This window comes from Cellulomonas sp. P2_F12 (assembly GCF_056403775.1).
The window spans coordinates 22,827-41,207 of record NZ_JBFUEV010000002.1; the positions used below are offsets into that span (position 1 = coordinate 22,827).

Consider the following 18,381-nt stretch of genomic DNA (forward strand, 5'->3'; position numbering starts at 1 on the left):
CCTACGCCCGCTCGGCGCCGTCCAGCTGGGCGTCCTCGACCTGCTCCGCCGTCGGCGTCGCCGGACGCCGCTCACGTCGCGCCGTCGCCCACCCGGACCACCAGCGCGCGCCGCCCGCGCCGACCGCACCCTCGGCCGCGGCGAGCAGGGCCTGGGGGCCGGCGGGATCGACGAGGCCGACGGCGAGGCAGATCGCGACGGACAGGACCGCGCCGACCAGCGCGAACACGGCGACGTGGACGAGCTCGCTGCGACTGCGGCGGAGCAGGTGCGCGGTCAGCACGCCCGCGGGAAAGCCGACCACGCCGATCGGCACGGCGGCGACCAGCGCCACGTACACGAGGAACCCGACCCCACTGCCGCTCAGGGTCGTGGGGTCCGTGATCAGCTGGACCCCGACGACCACCGTCGCGTTGACCGCGACGAGCACGACGAAGCACCGCACGCAGAGCAGGAAGATCGCCGCCGGCCCACGGACCGTCACGACGCGCGCCCCAGCACCCGGCACGCACCCCGGGCCAGCAGCCGCAGGTACAGGTGCTGCCCGGCCACCGCGACCGGCCCGACGGCCCGGACCCACCACCGGTCCGGCACCGAGTACGCGGTCGCGACGAACCACAGGTCGCCGGCGTCGTCGCGCTCGATGGTGAACGCCTCCTCGCCGCGGAACAGGTGGCCGGGCAGCGTGCCGTACCCGAACCCGGTCCGCCCGGGCGACCGCTGCACCCACACGACCTCGCACGGCACCGACAGGTGCACCGGTCCGACGCCCGGACGGCTCACGACCCGCACGCCCACGGCCGCCTCGTCGGCGTCGGGCCGCACGTCGATCCCGGCGGCCGCGTGCACCTGCCACCGCAGCAGGGCCTCGCCGACGACGGCGACGTCCTCCGCGCGGGACCCGTGCGCCAGCAGGTGGCGGACCCGCAGGTGCCGGAAGCCGTCGGGCAGCGCGTCGGCCTGCGTGGCGCCGACCTCGTCGTACGTCAGCCGGCTCATGCCCGGACCGCCCGCACCAGCGCGAGGACGTCGTCGGCGGCACCGCGCAGCACGGGGAGCCGGGACAGCCGGACCAGCCGGCCGATCAGTGGGGAAACCCCCTCGACGAGGGTGCGCGTCCGGCGCTGCCCCGGCGAGCCGTCGTAGACCCAGAACAGCGTCACGCCCAGCTGTGCGAGCCACAGCAGCTCGGGCAGCTCCTCGCGCAGCACCGACGGCACGGCGGGCGACGCGCCCTCGACCAGCTCGCGGAAGATGCCCTGGCTCAGCTCGCGCACCTCCCCCGACTCGGCCGAGAACGGGCTCGCCGCCGACCCCGGGCGGATGGCGACCGTGACGAACTCGCTGCCGAACCCGTGGTAGTCCACGAACGCGTCGACACCCGCGAGCAGCACGCCACGCAGCCGTGCCGTGAGGTCGCCGCCGTCGGCCAGCACGGCCCTCGCGGCCGCCGACTGCTCGCGGGTCACGTCGAGGTACAGCTCCTGGACCAGGTGGTCCTTGGACGCGAAGTGGTAGTACGCGTTGCCGGTGGCGACCCCGGCCTCCTGCGCGATCGCGCGCATGGTCGTCGCCGCGTAGCCGCGCTCGCGGAACAGCCGCAGGGCCGTGGACCGCACGAGGGCCTTGGTGTCGTCGCTCATGTGGCCATTTGGCCACGTTCAGTTGAACATGTTCAACTCCTGCTCCGCTGTGGCGCCGGCGCCGCCCGGCAGGTCAACCGCACGCGGTCGGGCGGAGACGGCTGTCCGGGTGCGGTTCGGCTGTCCGAGGGCGCGCGCGTGGAGCGCAGCGGCAGCGTTGAAGGAGTGGGCGGCCGCGGCCGCACCGGGTCAGAAGAGGCGGGAGCCCGAGTCGTCGACGCCCTTCATGGCGTCGTAGTCGAGGACGAGGCAGCCGATTCCGCGGTCGGTGGCGAGCACGCGGGCCTGCGGCTTGATCTCCTGCGCGGCGAACACCCCGCGGACAGGGGCCAGGTGCGGGTCGCGGTTGAGCAGCTCGAGGTAGCGGGCCAGCTGCTCGACGCCGTCGATGTCCCCGCGGCGCTTGATCTCGACGGCGACCGTGCCGCCGGAGGGGTCCTTGGCCAGGATGTCGACCGGTCCGATGGCCGTCGGGTACTCGCGGCGGACCAGGGTGTGGCCGGTGCCGAGCAGGATGATCTGGGCCGCCAGCAGCTCCTGCAGGTGGGCCTCGACGCCGTCCTTGACCAGGCCCGGGTCGACGCCCAGCTCGTGCGCGGAGTCGTGCTGCACGTCGTAGAGCTCGATCTCGAGGCGGTCGTCGGACTTCTGGTGCTGCACGGTCCACACCTGTGTGACGCCGGCGGCGCGGGACTCGTCCGAGGGCTCCGACACCGCGAGCGTGCACGGGGGGCTCATCCAGTTCAGCGGCTTGTACGAGCCGCCGTCCGAGTGCAGCAGCACGCTGCCGTCGGACTTCACCACCAGCAGGCGGGTGGCGCGGGGCAGGTGCGCGTTGAGCCGACCGCTGTAGCGGGCAGCACAGGACGCCACGACGAGACGCATCGGAGCTCTCCGGTCAGATGACCGAGCCGACGCGCGACGGCGTGGCCTCGATCCAGGACGTCAGGCCGGCGTAGGCGTCGGCGCTCATGAGCAGGTGGACGGTGTCCGTCGACGAGCCGGGGCGGCAGGTCACGACGACCTGGCCGTCGGAGTGCTCACGACGCTCCAGCACCGTCAGGCCCAGGCGCTGCCAGCGGGCACGCGGGCGGGTGGCCAGCGAGCGGTAACGCCACCAGTAGAGGCGGTCGGCGCCGTACTGCGCGACGCCCGACGACCAGGACCCCTCGGCCGTGCGTCCCAGCGCGCAGTGGAAGGACCCGACGCGCCGGTTCAGCGTGTGCACCCGGGAGACCCAGAGCCCGCCGAGGACGAGCAGGACGACGACGACGACACACCCGAGTGTGACGACGACCCCGCTCACCGTGGGTGCGACCTCAGTGCGTGGCCGACGGCGTCGCGGGGCGTGCGCCCTCGACGACGTGCTCGGCGACGATGGTCAGGTGGTTCGAGTCGAAGGACAGGAACCCGCCCTCGACCTGCCAGCGCTTGGGCTGGGCACCCTGCGACGGGAACACGCGGAGCTCGCCGGGCTGCAGCACGGACAGCACGGGCTCGTGACCGGCCAGGATGCCGATCTCGCCCTCGCCCGCCTTGGCCGACACCATGTAGGCCGTGCCGGACCACAGCTTGCCGGCGGTCGCGACGATCTCGACCTCGATCTCTGCCACGAGACCCTCCTTCGATGTTGTGCGGGACTACGGGTACGCAGGGGCGTCCGAGACGGACGCCCCTGCGTTGGCCGAGGCGGTCAGACGCCGTAGTCCTTCTGGATGCGGGCCCAGTTGCGCTCGAGGTCCTCGAGGCCACCGATGTTGAAGAACGCCTGCTCGGCGATGTGGTCGAACTCGCCGTCGGCGATCTTGCCGAAGGCCTCGACCGTCTCCGTGAGCGGGACCGTCGAGCCGACGACGCCGGTGAACTTCTCGGCCATGTACGTGTTCTGCGAGAGGAACTGCTGGATGCGGCGGGCGCGTGCGACGACCGTCTTGTCCTCCTCCGACAGCTCGTCGACACCGAGGATCGCGATGATGTCCTGGAGCTCCTTGTTGCGCTGCAGGATCGACTTCACGCGGGTGGCGGCGTCGTAGTGCGCCTGGCCGACGTACCGCGGGTCGAGGATCCGGCTGGTGGAGGTCAGCGGGTCGACGGCGGGGTACAGACCGCGCGAGGCGATCTCGCGCGAGAGCTCGGTCGTCGCGTCCAGGTGCGCGAACGTGGTGGCCGGCGCCGGGTCGGTGTAGTCGTCGGCGGGGACGTAGATCGCCTGCAGCGAGGTGATCGAGTGACCACGCGTCGAGGTGATGCGCTCCTGCAGGATGCCCATCTCGTCGGCGAGGTTCGGCTGGTAGCCGACCGCGGACGGCATGCGGCCGAGCAGCGTCGACACCTCGGAACCAGCCTGCGTGAACCGGAAGATGTTGTCGATGAAGAGCAGCACGTCCTGCTTCTGCACGTCGCGGAAGTACTCCGCCATCGTCAGGGCCGACAGGGCGACGCGCAGACGCGTGCCCGGCGGCTCGTCCATCTGGCCGAAGACGAGCGCCGTCTTGTCGAAGACGCCGGCCTCCTCCATCTCGACGATGAGGTCGTTGCCCTCACGGGTGCGCTCGCCGACACCGGCGAACACCGACACACCACCGTGGTTGAGCGCGACGCGCTGGATCATCTCCTGGATGAGGACCGTCTTGCCGACGCCCGCACCGCCGAAGAGGCCGATCTTCCCGCCGAGGACGTACGGCGTCAGCAGGTCGATGACCTTGATGCCGGTCTCGAACATCTGCGTCTTCGACTCGAGCTGGTCGAAGGCCGGGGGCTTGCGGTGGATGGGCCAGCGCTCGGTGATCTCGAGCTTCTCGCCCTCCTTGAGGTTGAGCACCTCGCCGATGACGTTGAAGACGTGGCCCTTGGTGATGTCGCCGACGGGAACGGAGATCGCCTCGCCGGTGTCGCGCACGAGCGCGCCGCGGACCAGGCCGTCGGTCGGCTTGAGCGCGATGGCCCGGATGAGCGAGTCGCCGAGGTGCTGGGCGACCTCGAGGGTCATCGTCGTCGACCCCTCAGCCTCGCCCTCGCCCTGGCTGGACAGGTCGATGTCGACCTGGAGGGCGTTGTAGATCTCGGGGATCTGGTCGGACGGGAACTCGATGTCGACCACGGGGCCGATGACCCGCGCGACCCGGCCCACGCCGGGGCCGGACGCGTGCTCGACGGCCGCTTCGGTGGTGGTAGCAGTCATGGTGTTTCTCCGGTTCGTCTCTTCGTGGACGTGGTCGTCAGGAGGCGAGCGCGTCGGCGCCCGACACGATCTCGCTGATCTCTTGGGTGATCTCGGCCTGGCGGGCCTGGTTGGCGAGCCGGGTGTACATGCGCACCAGGTCCTCGGCGTTCTCGGTCGCGGTGTGCATGGCCCGCTGCCGGGCGGCGAGCTCGGAGGCCGCGGCCTGCAGGAGGCACGTGTAGATGCGGCTGCGCACGTACATCGGCAGCAGCGCGTCCAGCACGGCCTCCGGCGACGGCTCGAACTCGTACAGCGGCGGGATCTCGTTCTCGTCGCGGGGCTCGACGCCCTCGACGATCTCGAGCGGCAGCAGCCGGATCACGCGCGGGGTCTGCGACACCATGTTCTTGAAGTGCGTGAACACGACGTGCAGCTCCGAGACGCCACCCTGGTCGACCGGCGCCTCGAACGCCGCGAGCAGGGTCTCGGCGATCTCCGTGGCGGTCTCGACGGACGGCGCGTCCGAGTTGCCCGACCACTGCTCGGCGAGCTCACGCCCGCGGAACGCGTAGTACGAGATGGCGCGGCGACCGACGGCGTAGACGACCGGCTCCTTGCCCGCCTCGGTGAGGCGGCCGATGAGGCGCTCGGCCTCGCGGATCGCGCTCGCCGAGTAGGCGCCGGCCATGCCGCGGTCCGACGTGACGACGAGGACCGCGACCCGGTTGGTGTCCGTCCGCTCGGTGACGAGGGGGTGGGTCACGTTGGAGTGCGTGGCCACGGCCGACACCGCACGGGTCAGCGCACGGGAGTACGGCGTCGCCGCCGTCACCCGGTCGCGCGCCTTGCCGATGCGCGAGGCAGCGATGAGCTCCATCGCGCGGAAGATCTTCTTCAGCGACTGTGTCGACCGGATCCGCTGCCGGTAGACGCGCTGCTGACCTGCCACGGTCAGCCCTTCTTCTGCCGGACGATCTGCTCCTGCTCGACCTCGACCTCGGCGCCGTCGTCGGCGGAGCCGACCAGCGTCGAGCCGTCACCGACGAGGAACCCGTTGCGGAACTCGTCGATCGCGTCGCCGAGTGCCTTCTCCGTGTCGTCCTCGAGCTTGCCGGACGACGCGATGGTCGACAGGACCTCGGTGTTGCGGCGCAGGTGGTCGAGCAGCTCGGTCTCGAACCGGCGGACGTCGGCCAGCGGGACGTCGTCCAGCTTGCCCTTCGTGCCGGCCCAGATCGACGCGACCTGGTCCTCGACCGGGTACGGCGTGTACTGAGCCTGCTTGAGCAGCTCCATCAGGCGGGCACCACGCGTCAGCTGCGCGCGGGACGCCGCGTCCAGGTCGGACGCGAACATCGCGAACGCCTCGAGCGAGCGGAACTGCGCGAGGTCGAGCTTCAGCGTGCCGGAGACCTTCTTCATCGCCTTGACCTGCGCGGCACCACCGACGCGGGACACCGAGATGCCGACGTCGACGGCCGGGCGCTGGTCGGCGTTGAACAGGTCCGACTGCAGGAAGATCTGGCCGTCCGTGATCGAGATGACGTTGGTCGGGATGTACGCCGACACGTCGTTGGCCTTGGTCTCGATGACCGGCAGACCCGTCATCGAGCCGCCGCCCAGGTCGTCCGAGAGCTTGGCGCAACGCTCGAGCAGACGGGAGTGCAGGTAGAAGACGTCGCCGGGGTACGCCTCGCGGCCCGGCGGGCGGCGCAGCAGCAGCGACACGGCGCGGTACGCCTCGGCCTGCTTGGACAGGTCGTCGAAGACGATGAGGACGTGCTTGCCCTGGTACATCCAGTGCTGGCCGATGGCCGAGCCGGTGTAGGGCGCGAGGTACTTGAAGCCGGCCGGGTCGGACGCGGGGGCCGCGACGATCGTCGTGTACTCGAGCGCGCCGGCCTCCTCCAGGGCGCCGCGGACGGCGGCGATGGTGGAGCCCTTCTGGCCGATGGCGACGTAGATGCAGCGGACCTGCTTCTTCGGGTCGCCCGACTCCCAGTTGGTCTTCTGGTTGATGATCGTGTCGATCGCGATGGCGGTCTTGCCGGTCTGGCGGTCGCCGATGATGAGCTGGCGCTGGCCGCGACCGATCGGGATCATCGCGTCGATGGCCTTGAGGCCGGTCTGCAGCGGCTCGTCGACCGACTTGCGGTGCATGACGCCCGGGGCCTGCAGCTCGAGGGCGCGGCGGCCCTCGGTCTTCAGCTCGCCCAGGCCGTCGATCGGCTGGCCCAGCGGGTCGACCACGCGGCCGAGGTAGCCGTCACCGATCGGGACGGAGAGGACCTCGCCCGTGCGGCGGACCTCCTGGCCCTCCTCGATGCCGGTGAACTCGCCCAGGACGACGACGCCGATCTCGCGGACGTCGAGGTTGAGCGCGAGGCCGAGCGTGCCGTCCTCGAAGCGGAGCAGCTCGTTCGCCATCGCGCCGGGCAGGCCCTCGACCTGCGCGATGCCGTCGGCGGTCAGCGTCACGCGACCGACCTCTTCGGACACGACGCCGGTCGGCTCGTAGGACTTCACGAAGCTGTCCAGCGCGGCCCGGATCTCGTCCGGCCGGATCGTCAGCTCAGCCATTGCTCTTCTCCTGTCGTGACCGCCGGTCGGGCGGTCGTACGTTCGTGCACGTCGTTCAAGGGACCGGCCTGGGGCCGATGCTCAGCTGGCAAGTCGTCGTCGTGCGTCGGCGAGCCTGGCGAGCACGGTCGAGTCGACCACGTCCGCGCCCACCTGGATGCGCAGGCCCCCGAGGATCTGGGGGTCCACCGTCACGTTGAGCTGCAGGTCCTGCCCGTAGGCCTGCTGCAGGATGGCGCCGAGGCGGTCCAGCTGCGCCTGCGTCAGCTCGCTGCCCGAGGTCACGGACGCCACCAGGCGCTCGCGCCGTGCGGCCGCGAGGTCGGCCACGTGGCCGAGGGTCGCGACGAAGCGCCGACCGCGGGGGGCGGCCGTCGCGCGCCGGGCCACCGCGAGGGTGGCGTCGGCAACCTTGCCCTTCAGCAGGTCGTCGACCAGCTTGACGCGGTTGTCCGCGTGCACCCGGTCGTCGAAGAGGGCGTACCGCACCTCGCGCTGGCCGACGAGCGACCGCGTGATGCGGAACAGCTCGTCCTCGACCCGCTCGAGCTCGCCCGCGGCCTGAGCCGAGACGAGCAGCGCGTCGAAGCCCAGCTGCTCGACGGCGTCGACCAGGTCCTCGGCCGACGACCAGTGCGCCTGCGCGAGGTCGGTGACCGCCGCGATGACCCGCTTGTCGGACCGGGCGAGCACGCCCGCCACCAGGCCGGCCTTGGCGCCCGACTCGATGGACTGGTCCGACAGGGTGCGCCGCAGCGAGCCCGAGGAGTCCAGTGCGTCGACGACGGCGAACAGCTGCTCGCCGAGACCGCGCGCCTGCGTACCCGCCGCGGCCAGCACCGGCTCGAACCGGACCTGTGCCGCGGACAGGGACGCGAGACTCGTGCCGCGCATCAGTTCTCCTTGCCTGCGCTCGTCGCAGCCGTCGACGCCTCGAGCTCAGCGAGGAACCGGTCGACCACACGCGACTGCCGGACCTCGTCCTCGAGCGACTCGCCGACGATCTTCGACGCGAGGTCGGTGGCGAGAGCGCCCACGTCCGCGCGCAGCGAGACCTCGGCCTGCTGACGCTCGGCCTCGATCTGGCGCTGGGCCGTCTCGAGCGTGCGCGCCGCCTCGGAGGCCGCCTTCGCCTTGAGCTCGGTGACGATGGCACCGCCCTCAGCGCGAGCGGCTTCCTTGATGCGAGCGGCCTCCGTGCGGGCGTCAGCGAGGTGCTGCTCGTACTCCGCACGCAGGGCAGCGGCCTCGGCCTGTGCGGCCTCGGCGTGCTGCAGCCCGCCTTCGATCTTCTCCGCGCGCTCATCGAAGATCGCCTGGAACTTCGGCAGGGCGTACTTGATGAACACGAGGGCGATGATCACGACGATGACCAGGGACCAGACGATGTCGTAGGTCTCCGGCAGGAGGGGGTTGATGTCCTCCGTGCTGGTGGCCGCCACCACGCCGTGCGCGGCAGCGGAGAGCTGCGCGGTGATCACTTCAAGAAGAACGGCGTGGCGATGGCGAGCAGCGCGAGGATCTCGATGAACGCCAGACCGATGAACATGGTGGAGCGGAGCTGGCCGGACATCTCAGGCTGGCGCGCCATGCCCTCGATCGTCTTGCCGAACAGGATGCCGAGGCCGATGCCGGGGCCGATGGCCGCAAGACCGTAGCCGACGAGGGCGAGACCGGTGATTTCCACTGGATCTGGTTCCTTTCATCTGCGCGCCGCTCGGCGCGTCCGTTGCGGGCGACGACCCGGGGATCAGGCCGTCGCGGGTTCGATCAGTGCTCTGCGGTGGTCGCCATCTGCAGGTAGACGGCGGCCAGGATGGAGAAGACGTACGCCTGCAGCGCGGCGACGAAGACCTCGAGCAGGAAGAACCCGAAGCCGGCGACGAAGGTCACGACGCCGAACGCCTTGAGCCCGGCCGAGGCCTCGAAGAGGAGGAAGGACGTGGCCGCGAAGCACAGCGCCAGCAGCAGGTGCCCGGCGAGCATGTTGGCCAGGAGCCGGATGACCAGGGTGGCGGGCCGCAGGATGAAGACCTGCAGGAACTCCACCGGCGTCAGCAGGATGTAGATCGGCCACGGGACACCCGGGGGGAACAGGCTGTGCTTGAGGTACCCGCCGAAGCCGAACTTCTTGACGCCCTCGTACTGGTACACGACGTACACCCAGAGCGCGAAGATGATCGGCAGGCCGATCACCGAGGTTCCCGCGATGTTGAGGAACGGGATCACGCCGGTCATGTTGAAGAACAGGACGGCGAAGAAGATCGTCGTGATCAGGGGGACGAAACGCTTCCCCTCCTTCTCACCGAGGATCTCGTAGGCGATCGAGTTGCGGCAGAAGTCCAGCCCCATCTCGAGCAGGCTCTGGAAGCGCCCGGGGACCAGCTTCGCGCGCTTGGCGCCGATGATGAAGATGAGCAGGAGCGCGATGACCGCGATGAACCGGACCAGGATGATGCGGTTGATCTCGAACGGTGTGCCCTCGAACCAGATGGCCGGCGGGAAGAAGTCGGCGAGAGAAGGGGCGTGGAAGCCCCCGCTGCCGTCTTCTTCCGCGGCGAGCGGCAGGATCGTCGCAAGGCTGAACAGGGCGGTCTCCTGTGGTCGTTGGCGCCGAGTGCCGCGTCAGTGCGGGCACGAGCACGGCGTCGGGCCGTCTTGGATGGGAGGAAGCCTAACCTATGAACCGGCTTGGTCCGGACCCGGCGAGGGGTTGCCCGAAGGCGTCTGGGAGGCGGTCGGACCGGCTGCGGGCTCGAAGTAGCCGACCCGTCCGCGGGACACCGCGCGGGCGTCCAGGACGGCCGATCCGATGACCCCGAGGAGCATGACGATCGCCAGCACCTGCGGGTTGTAGAAGTCGAGCGGCTTGAGGACCACGAGCAGCACGATCACCAGGATGATCTTGACCAGCCAGGCGCCGAGGATGACCGCCATCATGGTCGCGGGAGCCGAGTGCGTGGTGCGCTGGACCGAGATCACGGTGGTCCCCGAGAACAGCAGGGCGACGCCCACGCCGATGAGGGCGCCCCAGACCCCGGGCAGGCCGTCCACGAGGTAGCCGACGAGCACGCCGACGACCGTGAGGACGCCGAGCAGCACGAGCATGTCGCGCAGCGCCTGGCGGAAGACGAGATCGGTCGACGACGGGGTGGTCACGGGGCGGCCTCCAGAGGCGGTGTGGCGGCCCGGCCGCGCAGCGGTCCGAGCGTCAGCAGGGTGGCGGCGAGCACGGCGGCGCCGAAGGCGATCAGCACCGCCGTCGTCGACCAGCGGACCAGGGCGGCGACCCCGAAGGCGAACACCGCCGTCCAGACGTACATGATCGCGACCGCGCGGCGGTGCGAGTGGCCCAGCTGCAGCATCCGGTGGTGCAGGTGCATGCGGTCGGGGTGGAACGGCGACTTGCCGGCGCCGACGCGCCGGATGATCGCGAGCCCCATGTCGAGCAGCGGGAGCAGCAGGACCGCGAACGGCAGCAGCATCGGCAGGAATGCGGGGAACCGCTGGCGCTCGAGCACCTGCTCCGGGTCGATCTGCCCGGTGACCACGATCGCGGCGGCGCTGAACACGAACCCGAGCAGCATGGCCCCCGAGTCGCCCATGAAGATGCGCGCCGGGTAGACGTTGTGCGGCAGGAAGCCCACGCACGCCCCCACCAGCACCGCGAGCACGAGGGTGGCGAGGTTCGCGTTGGCGTACGCCCCGGGGTTCGCGCCCTCGGTCAGCAGGTAGGCGTAGAGGAAGAACGCGGTCCCGCCGATCGCGAGCACCCCGGCGGCGAGCCCGTCGAGCCCGTCGACGAAGTTCACGGCGTTCATCGCGATGACCACGGTGAGCACCGTGAGGAACATGGCCATCCGGGTGGACCCGAGCGTGGGCATGCTGCCGGTGGGCAGCTGGTAGACCAGCACGCCCTGCCACGCGAGGAACAGCCCGGCGAGCACCTGGCCCATGAGCTTGGTCAGCCAGTCGAGGTCCCAGATGTCGTCCGCCACGCCCAGCGCGCAGACGATGGCGGCGCCGCCGACGATGCCGACGAGCGGGCGCGGGTTGGCATAGACGCCCTCGAGGAACGGCAGGCGGCTGGCCATGATGATCGCGACGAGGATCCCCGCGAACATGGCGATCCCCCCGAGCCGGGGCGTCGGGATGGCGTGCACGTCCCGGTCCCGGACCGCGGTGATGGCCCCCCAGCGCAGCGCGCACCAGCGGGCGACCGGGGTCATCAGGTACGCCACGGTGGCGGAGATCATCAGCGCGAGCAGGTAGACCCTCACGTCGCAGGCCCCTCCACCGGGGTGACCTCGTTGAGCTGCTCGAGGCTCACCGCGCCGACGCGGACCAGCCGCAGCCGGTCGCCCGTGGCGTCGACGATGCTCGACGAGACCTGCCCGGGGGCGTCGCCGGCGTCGAGGTAGACCGCGACGGAGTCGCCGAGCTGGTCGTACGCGCCCTGCGCGGTGACGGCCGCGGGCGAGCCGGTCGTGTTGGCGCTGGACACGGCGAGCGGACCCGTGCGGCGCAGCAGCGCCAGGGCCGTCTCGTGGTCGGGCACGCGCAGCGCGACGGTGCCGCGGGTCTCCCCCAGGTCCCAGGCGAGCGACGGCTGCGCCCGGACGATGAGCGTCAGGCCGCCGGGCCAGAACGCCTCGGCGAGCGCTCGAGCACCCGCGGGCACGGCCGTGGCCAGCCCGTCGAGCGTGCGCACGTCAGCGATGAGCACCGGCGGCGGCATCTGCCGGCCCCGGCCCTTGGCATCGAGCAGCGCCTGCACGGCGGGCGGGGTGAAGGCGTCGGCGGCGATCCCGTACACCGTGTCCGTCGGCATGACCACGAGGCCGCCGCGGGACAGGACGTTGACCGCCTCGTCGAGCGCCGGGCCCCAGGTCGTGGGGTCGCTCGCGGGGGTGATCCGGTCGTTCACGGCGCCGAGTCTGTCACGTGCGGGTGCCCGATCCGGCGGGCGACGAGCATCCGGGGTCGACCGGTCAGGTCGGGGCGGGACTCGATGTCGACGAACGCGCCGGTGGCGAGCGCGTCCGCGCGCGCCGCGGCGTCCTGCACCTCGGCGTGCTCCATCACCAGCAGACCGCCCGGGACGAGCAGGCGCGCGGCCGCCCGCAGGACCGCGCGCGGCACCTCCAGCCCGTCCAGGCCGCCCCCGTAGAGCGCGAGGTCGGGGTCGTGGTCGCGGACCTCGGGGTCGACCGGCTCGGCGTCCGGCGGGATGTAGGGCGGGTTGGCGACGAGGACGTCGACGGTGCCGTCGAGCTCGCTCAGCAGCGTCGGGTCGGCGACGTCCCCGAGCTCGACGCGGACTGTTGCGCCGTTGTGCTCGGCGTTGCGGCGCGTGAGGTCGACGGCCTCGGGCGACAGGTCCACCGCGACGACCCGGGCGGAGGGGACCTCGGTCGCGACCGCGACGGCGATCCCCCCGGCGCCGCAGCACAGGTCCACGACCAGCGGGTTCGCCCGCCGCAGCGCCTCGTCGACGGCCACCTGCGCGACGACCTCGGTCTCCGGCCGCGGCACGAACACGCCGGGCTCGACCAGCAGCGTCAGGTACCGGAAGCCGGTGGTGCCGACGAGGTGCTGGAGGGGCTCACGGTTCCGGCGACGCTCGACCAACCCGGCGAACTCCTCCGCGAAGCCGTCCGGCACCGGAGGCGCCAGCACGAGCTCGAGCCGCTCCTGCCCGAGCACGTGCGCGGCGAGCGCGGTGGCGTCATGCCGCGGCGACTGCACGCCGGCCTCCGCGAGGATCCGCGTGGCGCCCTCGACCAGCGCGCGCATGTCGGGGCCGGCCATCACGCGCCCGCCGACGCCAGGCGCGCGGCCTCGTCGGCGTCGATCGCCGACTGCACGACGGGCATGAGGTCACCGCCGAGGACCGCGTCGAGGTTGTACGCCTTGTAGCCGGTCCGGTGGTCGGCGATGCGGTTCTCGGGGAAGTTGTAGGTCCGGATCCGCTCCGAGCGGTCGACCGTGCGCACCTGCGACCGGCGGGCCTCGCTCGCGGCGGCGGCGGCCTCCTCCTGCCGGGCGGCCAGGATCCGGGCGCGCAGCACGCGCATGCCGGCCTCGCGGTTCTGCAGCTGCGACTTCTCGTTCTGCATGGACACGACGATGCCCGTGGGCAGGTGCGTGATGCGGACGGCGGAGTCGGTGGTGTTGACCGACTGCCCGCCGGGGCCCGACGACCGGTACACGTCGATCCGCAGGTCGTTCGCGTCGATGGCGACCTCGGCCTCGTCCTCGGCCTCCGGGAACACCAGGACGCCGGCGGCCGACGTGTGGATGCGCCCCTGCGACTCGGTGACGGGGACACGCTGGACCCGGTGCACGCCGCCCTCGTACTTCAGGTGCGCCCACACGCCGTCCTCGGGTGCGACGGCCCCGCGGCTCTTGATGGCCAGCTGGGCGTCCTTGTACCCGCCGAGGTCCGACTCGGTGGCGCCGAGCAGCTGCGTCGCCCAGCCCATCTTCTCCGCGTACCGGGTGTACATCCGCAGCAGGTCGGCCGCGAACAGCGCCGACTCCTCGCCGCCCTCCCCCGCCTTGACCTCGAGGATCACGTCGCGGGCGTCGTCGGGGTCGCGCGGGATCAGCACCTCGCGCAGCCGGGCCGAGGCCGCGTTCGCGGCGTCCTGCAGGCTGGGCAGCTCGGCGGCGAAGCTCTCGTCGACCTCGGCCAGCTCGGCGGCGGCCTCGACGTCGTCGGACGCGGCCTTCCAGGCGGTGTACGCCTGCGCGACCCGCCCGAGCTCGGCGTACCGGCGACCGAGCTTGCGCGCGTTCGCGGGGTCCGCGTGCACGGCGGGGTCGGCCAGCTGCGCCTCGATCTGCGCGTGCTCGGCGAGCAGCGGCTCGGCGGCGGCGAATGCCTCGCTCATGCGGGTGTCCTCAGGCTGGGGTCCGGCGTGCTCCGACAACGACACAGCGCCGGTGCCCTCGCGGACACCGCCATGGAGGGCGGTCGTCCGCGCCGGGCACCGGCGCTGCGGGAGTGCTAGTTGGCGGCCTTCTTGCCGTAGCGCGCCTCGAACCGGGCCACGCGGCCACCGGTGTCGAGAATCTTCTGCTTGCCCGTGTAGAACGGGTGGCAGGCGCTGCAGACGTCGGCGTGGATCTTGCCGGAGGTCACGGTCGAGCGCGTGACGAAGGTGCTGCCACAGGTGCAGGTGACCTCGGTCAGGACGTACTCGGGGTGGATGTCAGCCTTCACGAAACTTCTCCTCGGGTGGGTGTCTCCGGGTCCGGACGCACGAGACGGCGCCGGTGAACCGCAGACCAGCGAACCATTGTGCCAGAACAGCGCGGACGCCCGAAATCATCCCGGGACGGGCGGCGCATGAGGTGCGTCACGCCGACCCGCTCACATGGCTCAGGCCGGGCCCCGGACAGGCGAACCGCACGCGGACAGCCGGATCCGCCGACGTGCGTGCGGTTCGGCTGTCCGTCGGCCGCTCCTCGCGGGTCGGGCGCGGTCAGAAGGGCTGGGCGTCGAGCCGGGCCAGCTGTTCCTCGACGTCGAAGTCCGCCGGCGGCCAGCCGAGGTCCAGCCCCTCGACCGCGTCGCGCAGCAGGCGCCCGACCGCCAGCCGGGCGTACCACTTGTTGTCGGCCGGCACGGCGTACCACGGCGCGACGTCGGTGCTCGTGCGGTCGAGGACCGCCTGGTACGCCTGCAGGTAGCGGGCCCACTTCGCCCGCTCGTCCACGTCGCCGGGGTTGAACTTCCAGTACTTGTCGGGCCGTTCCAGGCGCTCCCGCAGCCGGGCCTTCTGCTCGGCCTGCGACACCAGGAGCGCGACCTTGACGATCACCGTGCCCGAGTCGACCACCTCGCGCTCGAACGCGTTGATCTCGTCGTACCGCGGCTCCCAGACCTCGGGCGGCACCAGCTCGTTCACGCGGACCACCAGCACGTCCTCGTAGTGGGACCGGTCGAACACGCCGATGTGACCGGGGACGGGCAGCGCCTCGCGGATCCGCTGGAGGTAGTGCTGTGCGCGCTCCTTCTCCGTCGGCACCCCGAACGAGTGCAGCTGCACGCCCTGCGGGTCCACCAGGCCGAGCACGTGCCGCACGATGCCACCCTTGCCCGCGGTGTCCATGCCCTGCAGCACCAGCAGGACGGCACGGCTGCCGCCCGAGCGGCCGTCGGCGAACAGCCGCTCCTGCGCCTCGCCCAGGCGCTCGCCGTCCTTGCGCAGCCGCTTCTCGGCCGCCGCCTCGCCGTGCTCCCAGCCCGGGGTGGCCGACAGGTCCGCGTCCACGAGGTCGAACCCCGGACCCACCCGCAGGGCCTCTCCGGGCGGTGTGCTCCACGACTTCGCCATCGAATCGCCTCCTGGGTGCCGGACGGACGACTGCACGCTAGCCGCCCGGGTGCACGCCCGCGCGCTCACTGACGGCGGCAGCGAGCGCGGTCGCGTGTCGACGAGCGCGGTCGCCCGTCCGTGAGCGCGGTCGCCGGGCGGGCGCGCTCGGCGACGGGAGGCCGCGCCCGGCGACGGGAGGCCGCGCCCGGCGACGAGAGGGTGCGCTCGGCGACAGCACGCGACCGGAGCGGACGCGTGAGGTCGCGCTGGGCGATGGGAGGTCGCGCTCGGCGACGAGAGGTAGCGCTCGGCGACGGGAGGTAGCGCTGGGCGACCGGAAGCGCCCGGGTGCGGATGCACGGCGAGCGCGGTGGCGTGTCGACGAGCGCGGTCGCCCGTCCGCGAGCGCGGTCGCCGGGCGGGCGCGCTCGGCGACGGGCAGCAGCGCTCGGCGACGGGTGGTAGCGCTGGGCGACGGGAGGCAGCGCTCGGCGACCGGAGGCCGCGCTCGGCGACAGCACGCGACGGGAGCGGATGCGCGACGGCCCCGCGCTCCCGGAGGAGGGCGGGGCCGTCGACGAGCGGGTCGGTCAGTCGTTGCCCGGCGTCGTCTTCTGCACCTGCAGCAGGAACTCCACGTTGGACTTGGTCTCGCGCAGCTTGCCGATGAGCAGCTCGATGGCCTGGGTCTGGTCGAGGGCGCCCATGACGCGACGGAGCTTGTAGATGATCTTCAGCTCGTCGTGCGGCATGAGGATCTCCTCGCGGCGGGTGCCCGACGCGTTGACGTCGACCGCCGGGAAGATGCGCTTGTCGGCCAGGCCGCGGGAGAGCCGGAGCTCCATGTTCCCGGTGCCCTTGAACTCCTCGAAGATGACCTCGTCCATCTTGGAGCCGGTCTCCACCAGCGCCGAGGCGAGGATGGTGAGCGAGCCGCCGTGCTCGATGTTGCGGGCCGCGCCGAAGAACCGCTTGGGCGGGTACAGCGCCGAGGCGTCGACACCACCCGAGAGGATGCGGCCGGACGCCGGGGCGGCCAGGTTGTAGGCCCGCGAGAGGCGGGTCAGCGAGTCGAGCAGCACGACGACGTCCTGGCCCAGCTCGACCAGGCGCTTGGCGCGCTCGATGGCCAGCTCGGCGACGATCGTGTGGTCCGAGGCGGGGCGATCGAAGGTCGAGGCGATGACCTCGCCCTTGACCGTCCGCTCCATGTCCGTGACCTCTTCGGGGCGCTCGTCGACGAGCACGACCATGAGGTGGACCTCGGGGTTGTTGGTCGTGATGGCGTTGGCGATCTGCTGCATGATGATCGTCTTGCCCGCCTTGGGGGGCGCGACGATGAGGCCGCGCTGGCCCTTGCCGATGGGCGCGACGATGTCGATCACGCGCGGCGAGAGCTTGCCCGAGTCGCTCTCCAGGCGCAGGCGCTCCTGCGGGTAGAGCGGGGTGAGCTTGTTGAACTCGGGGCGCACGCGGGCGCCATCGGGCTCCAGGCCGTTGACCGAGTCGAGGCGGACCAGCGCGTTGAACTTGCTGGGCCGGTTGCCCTGCGCCGGCGGCTGCTCGCCCTCGCGGGGCTGGCGGACGGCACCGGTCACCGCGTCGCCGCGGCGCAGGCCGTAGCGCTTGACCTGGTTCAGCGACACGTAGACGTCGTTCGCGCTGGGCAGGTAGCCCGTGGTGCGGACGAACGCGTAGCTGTCCATCAGGTCGAGGATGCCGGCGACGGGGAGCAGGACGTCGTCCTCGTTCACCTCGATGTCGTCGAGGCCCGCGAGCTCGCCGGCGCCCGGCCGACCACGCGTGCCGGGGCGCTTGCGGTCGCGGTCGCGGTAGCGGTCACGCGAGCGCCGACGACGACCGCCGCGCTCGTCGAGACCGTCCTCGTCCTGCTCGCGGCGCTGCTGGGTGGCCTGCTGCGTGTTGCCCTGCGGCGCGTTGGCGCCCTGCTGGCGGTTGCCCTGCTGGCGGTCCTGCTGCTGGTTGCCCTGCTGACGGTCCTGCTGTCCGTTGGACGCCTGGCCGTTGGCCTGCGCCCGGTCGCCCTCGTCGTCCTGACCCTGGGGGGCTCCGGCACCGCGGCCGGCCCGGCGCGAGCGGCGCTCACCGGAGACGCCGCCGACGGCGTCGGCCGCACGTGCGGCGCGGTCGTCGCGGGTCTCGACGGGCGCGAGCTTGGCGTCGAGCGCGGCCTCGAGGCCGGCGAGCGCGTCACCGCGAGGCGCCTGCGACGGTGCGCGGTCCTGGACCGGCGTGGAGACGGGCTCGAGGTCGAGCTGCGGGGCCTGGACCCGCGGTGCGCGGGTACGGCGGGCCGGAGGGGCGTCGGCCACTGCGACCGCCTCGGCGCGGCGCGGCTCGAGCGCCTGCGGCCGGGTGCCGCCACGCGCGTCCGAGATGGCCTGGACGAGGTCGCCCTTGCGCATCTTGGAGGTGCCCTTGACGCCCAGGTCGGACGCCATCGCCTGCAGCTCGGGCAGGCGGAGCGCCGAGATCCCGGCGCTGCGGGCGGACCCGCCGGACGTGCTCACGGCGGGTTCGATGATGTCTGTCACGAAGGACCCTTCCCCTCGTCGGTGACCGGGACCCGATGGTTCGGGGATCGGTCGACGTCCGGTCGCGGTGACCGAGACGGTGCTGGAGCCACACGCGCTGCGTACGACGACGT

The 18,381-nt window shown here is 71.9% G+C and carries 21 protein-coding genes; all 21 read right to left on the minus strand.

From position 1 onward, the window contains the following. Position 1 precedes the first annotated feature (1 nt). The 21 genes from AC1DWH_RS04980 to rho all read right to left on the minus strand — a co-directional run bounded on the left by AC1DWH_RS04980 (position 2) and on the right by rho (position 18,175). Entirely contained in the window at positions 2–484 is a 483-nt protein-coding gene (locus tag AC1DWH_RS04980) for a hypothetical protein (RefSeq protein ID WP_477092751.1), read from the minus strand. Next, complete coding sequence (locus AC1DWH_RS04985) at positions 481–999, minus strand: DUF1990 family protein (RefSeq protein WP_477092752.1); 519 nt, start codon at positions 997–999, stop codon at positions 481–483. Before AC1DWH_RS04985 ends, AC1DWH_RS04980 begins: the two co-directional genes overlap by 4 nt. Then, on the minus strand, positions 996–1,643 hold the full coding sequence (locus AC1DWH_RS04990; protein WP_477092753.1) for a TetR/AcrR family transcriptional regulator: 648 nt from the start codon (positions 1,641–1,643) through the stop codon (positions 996–998). The genes AC1DWH_RS04985 and AC1DWH_RS04990 overlap by 4 nt, the downstream gene beginning before the upstream one ends. 189 nt (positions 1,644–1,832) lie before the next feature. Continuing rightward, on the minus strand, positions 1,833–2,528 hold the full coding sequence (nucS, locus tag AC1DWH_RS04995; protein ID WP_477092754.1) for an endonuclease NucS: 696 nt from the start codon (positions 2,526–2,528) through the stop codon (positions 1,833–1,835). A 13-nt stretch (positions 2,529–2,541) separates the two neighbouring features. Continuing rightward, positions 2,542–2,949, minus strand: coding sequence for a DUF2550 family protein (locus tag AC1DWH_RS05000; protein ID WP_456846658.1), 408 nt, complete (start codon positions 2,947–2,949; stop codon positions 2,542–2,544). A 13-nt stretch (positions 2,950–2,962) separates the two neighbouring features. Further along, positions 2,963–3,256, minus strand: a complete 294-nt coding sequence (locus AC1DWH_RS05005) for a F0F1 ATP synthase subunit epsilon (RefSeq protein ID WP_456846659.1) — start codon at positions 3,254–3,256, stop codon at positions 2,963–2,965. A gap of 80 nt (positions 3,257–3,336) precedes the next feature. Further along, positions 3,337–4,824 carry a F0F1 ATP synthase subunit beta gene (gene atpD / locus AC1DWH_RS05010; protein ID WP_477092755.1) on the minus strand — a complete coding sequence of 496 codons (1,488 nt, stop codon included), beginning with the start codon at positions 4,822–4,824 and terminating at the stop codon, positions 3,337–3,339. 37 nt (positions 4,825–4,861) lie between these two features. Continuing rightward, on the minus strand, positions 4,862–5,755 hold the full coding sequence (locus AC1DWH_RS05015; RefSeq protein ID WP_477092756.1) for a F0F1 ATP synthase subunit gamma: 894 nt from the start codon (positions 5,753–5,755) through the stop codon (positions 4,862–4,864). 2 nt (positions 5,756–5,757) lie between these two features. Next, entirely contained in the window at positions 5,758–7,386 is a 1,629-nt protein-coding gene (atpA, locus tag AC1DWH_RS05020; RefSeq protein WP_477092757.1) for a F0F1 ATP synthase subunit alpha, read from the minus strand. A gap of 81 nt (positions 7,387–7,467) precedes the next feature. Further along, positions 7,468–8,280, minus strand: coding sequence for a F0F1 ATP synthase subunit delta (locus AC1DWH_RS05025; RefSeq protein ID WP_456846515.1), 813 nt, complete (start codon positions 8,278–8,280; stop codon positions 7,468–7,470). Next, positions 8,280–8,864, minus strand: coding sequence for a F0F1 ATP synthase subunit B (locus tag AC1DWH_RS05030; RefSeq protein ID WP_456846522.1), 585 nt, complete (start codon positions 8,862–8,864; stop codon positions 8,280–8,282). Before AC1DWH_RS05030 ends, AC1DWH_RS05025 begins: the two co-directional genes overlap by 1 nt. Continuing rightward, positions 8,864–9,073, minus strand: a complete 210-nt coding sequence (gene atpE / locus AC1DWH_RS05035) for an ATP synthase F0 subunit C (RefSeq protein WP_370504580.1) — start codon at positions 9,071–9,073, stop codon at positions 8,864–8,866. Before atpE ends, AC1DWH_RS05030 begins: the two co-directional genes overlap by 1 nt. Positions 9,074–9,156: 83 nt before the next feature. After that, on the minus strand, positions 9,157–9,879 hold the full coding sequence (gene atpB / locus AC1DWH_RS05040) for a F0F1 ATP synthase subunit A (RefSeq protein ID WP_456846523.1): 723 nt from the start codon (positions 9,877–9,879) through the stop codon (positions 9,157–9,159). Between the two features lie 186 nt (positions 9,880–10,065). Then, the gene (locus AC1DWH_RS05045; protein ID WP_477092758.1) at positions 10,066–10,545 is read right to left on the minus strand and encodes a hypothetical protein; all 480 of its coding nucleotides are present in this window, start codon (positions 10,543–10,545) and stop codon (positions 10,066–10,068) included. Further along, positions 10,542–11,666, minus strand: a complete 1,125-nt coding sequence (locus tag AC1DWH_RS05050; protein ID WP_456846517.1) for a glycosyltransferase family 4 protein — start codon at positions 11,664–11,666, stop codon at positions 10,542–10,544. Before AC1DWH_RS05050 ends, AC1DWH_RS05045 begins: the two co-directional genes overlap by 4 nt. Next, positions 11,663–12,313, minus strand: a complete 651-nt coding sequence (locus AC1DWH_RS05055) for an L-threonylcarbamoyladenylate synthase (RefSeq protein WP_477092759.1) — start codon at positions 12,311–12,313, stop codon at positions 11,663–11,665. Before AC1DWH_RS05055 ends, AC1DWH_RS05050 begins: the two co-directional genes overlap by 4 nt. Next, a complete protein-coding gene (gene prmC, locus AC1DWH_RS05060; protein WP_477092760.1) occupies positions 12,310–13,197 on the minus strand; it encodes a peptide chain release factor N(5)-glutamine methyltransferase in 888 nt (295 codons plus the stop codon). Before prmC ends, AC1DWH_RS05055 begins: the two co-directional genes overlap by 4 nt. After that, positions 13,197–14,282, minus strand: a complete 1,086-nt coding sequence (prfA, locus tag AC1DWH_RS05065; protein WP_456846520.1) for a peptide chain release factor 1 — start codon at positions 14,280–14,282, stop codon at positions 13,197–13,199. Before prfA ends, prmC begins: the two co-directional genes overlap by 1 nt. A 116-nt stretch (positions 14,283–14,398) precedes the next feature. Next, positions 14,399–14,614 carry a 50S ribosomal protein L31 gene (gene rpmE, locus AC1DWH_RS05070; RefSeq protein WP_056096298.1) on the minus strand — a complete coding sequence of 72 codons (216 nt, stop codon included), beginning with the start codon at positions 14,612–14,614 and terminating at the stop codon, positions 14,399–14,401. Positions 14,615–14,876: 262 nt separating this feature from the next. Further along, entirely contained in the window at positions 14,877–15,731 is an 855-nt protein-coding gene (locus AC1DWH_RS05075; protein WP_477092761.1) for a PPK2 family polyphosphate kinase, read from the minus strand. Between the two features lie 572 nt (positions 15,732–16,303). Next, on the minus strand, positions 16,304–18,175 hold the full coding sequence (gene rho / locus AC1DWH_RS05080; protein ID WP_477093215.1) for a transcription termination factor Rho: 1,872 nt from the start codon (positions 18,173–18,175) through the stop codon (positions 16,304–16,306). Between the last annotated feature and the right edge of the window lie 206 nt (positions 18,176–18,381).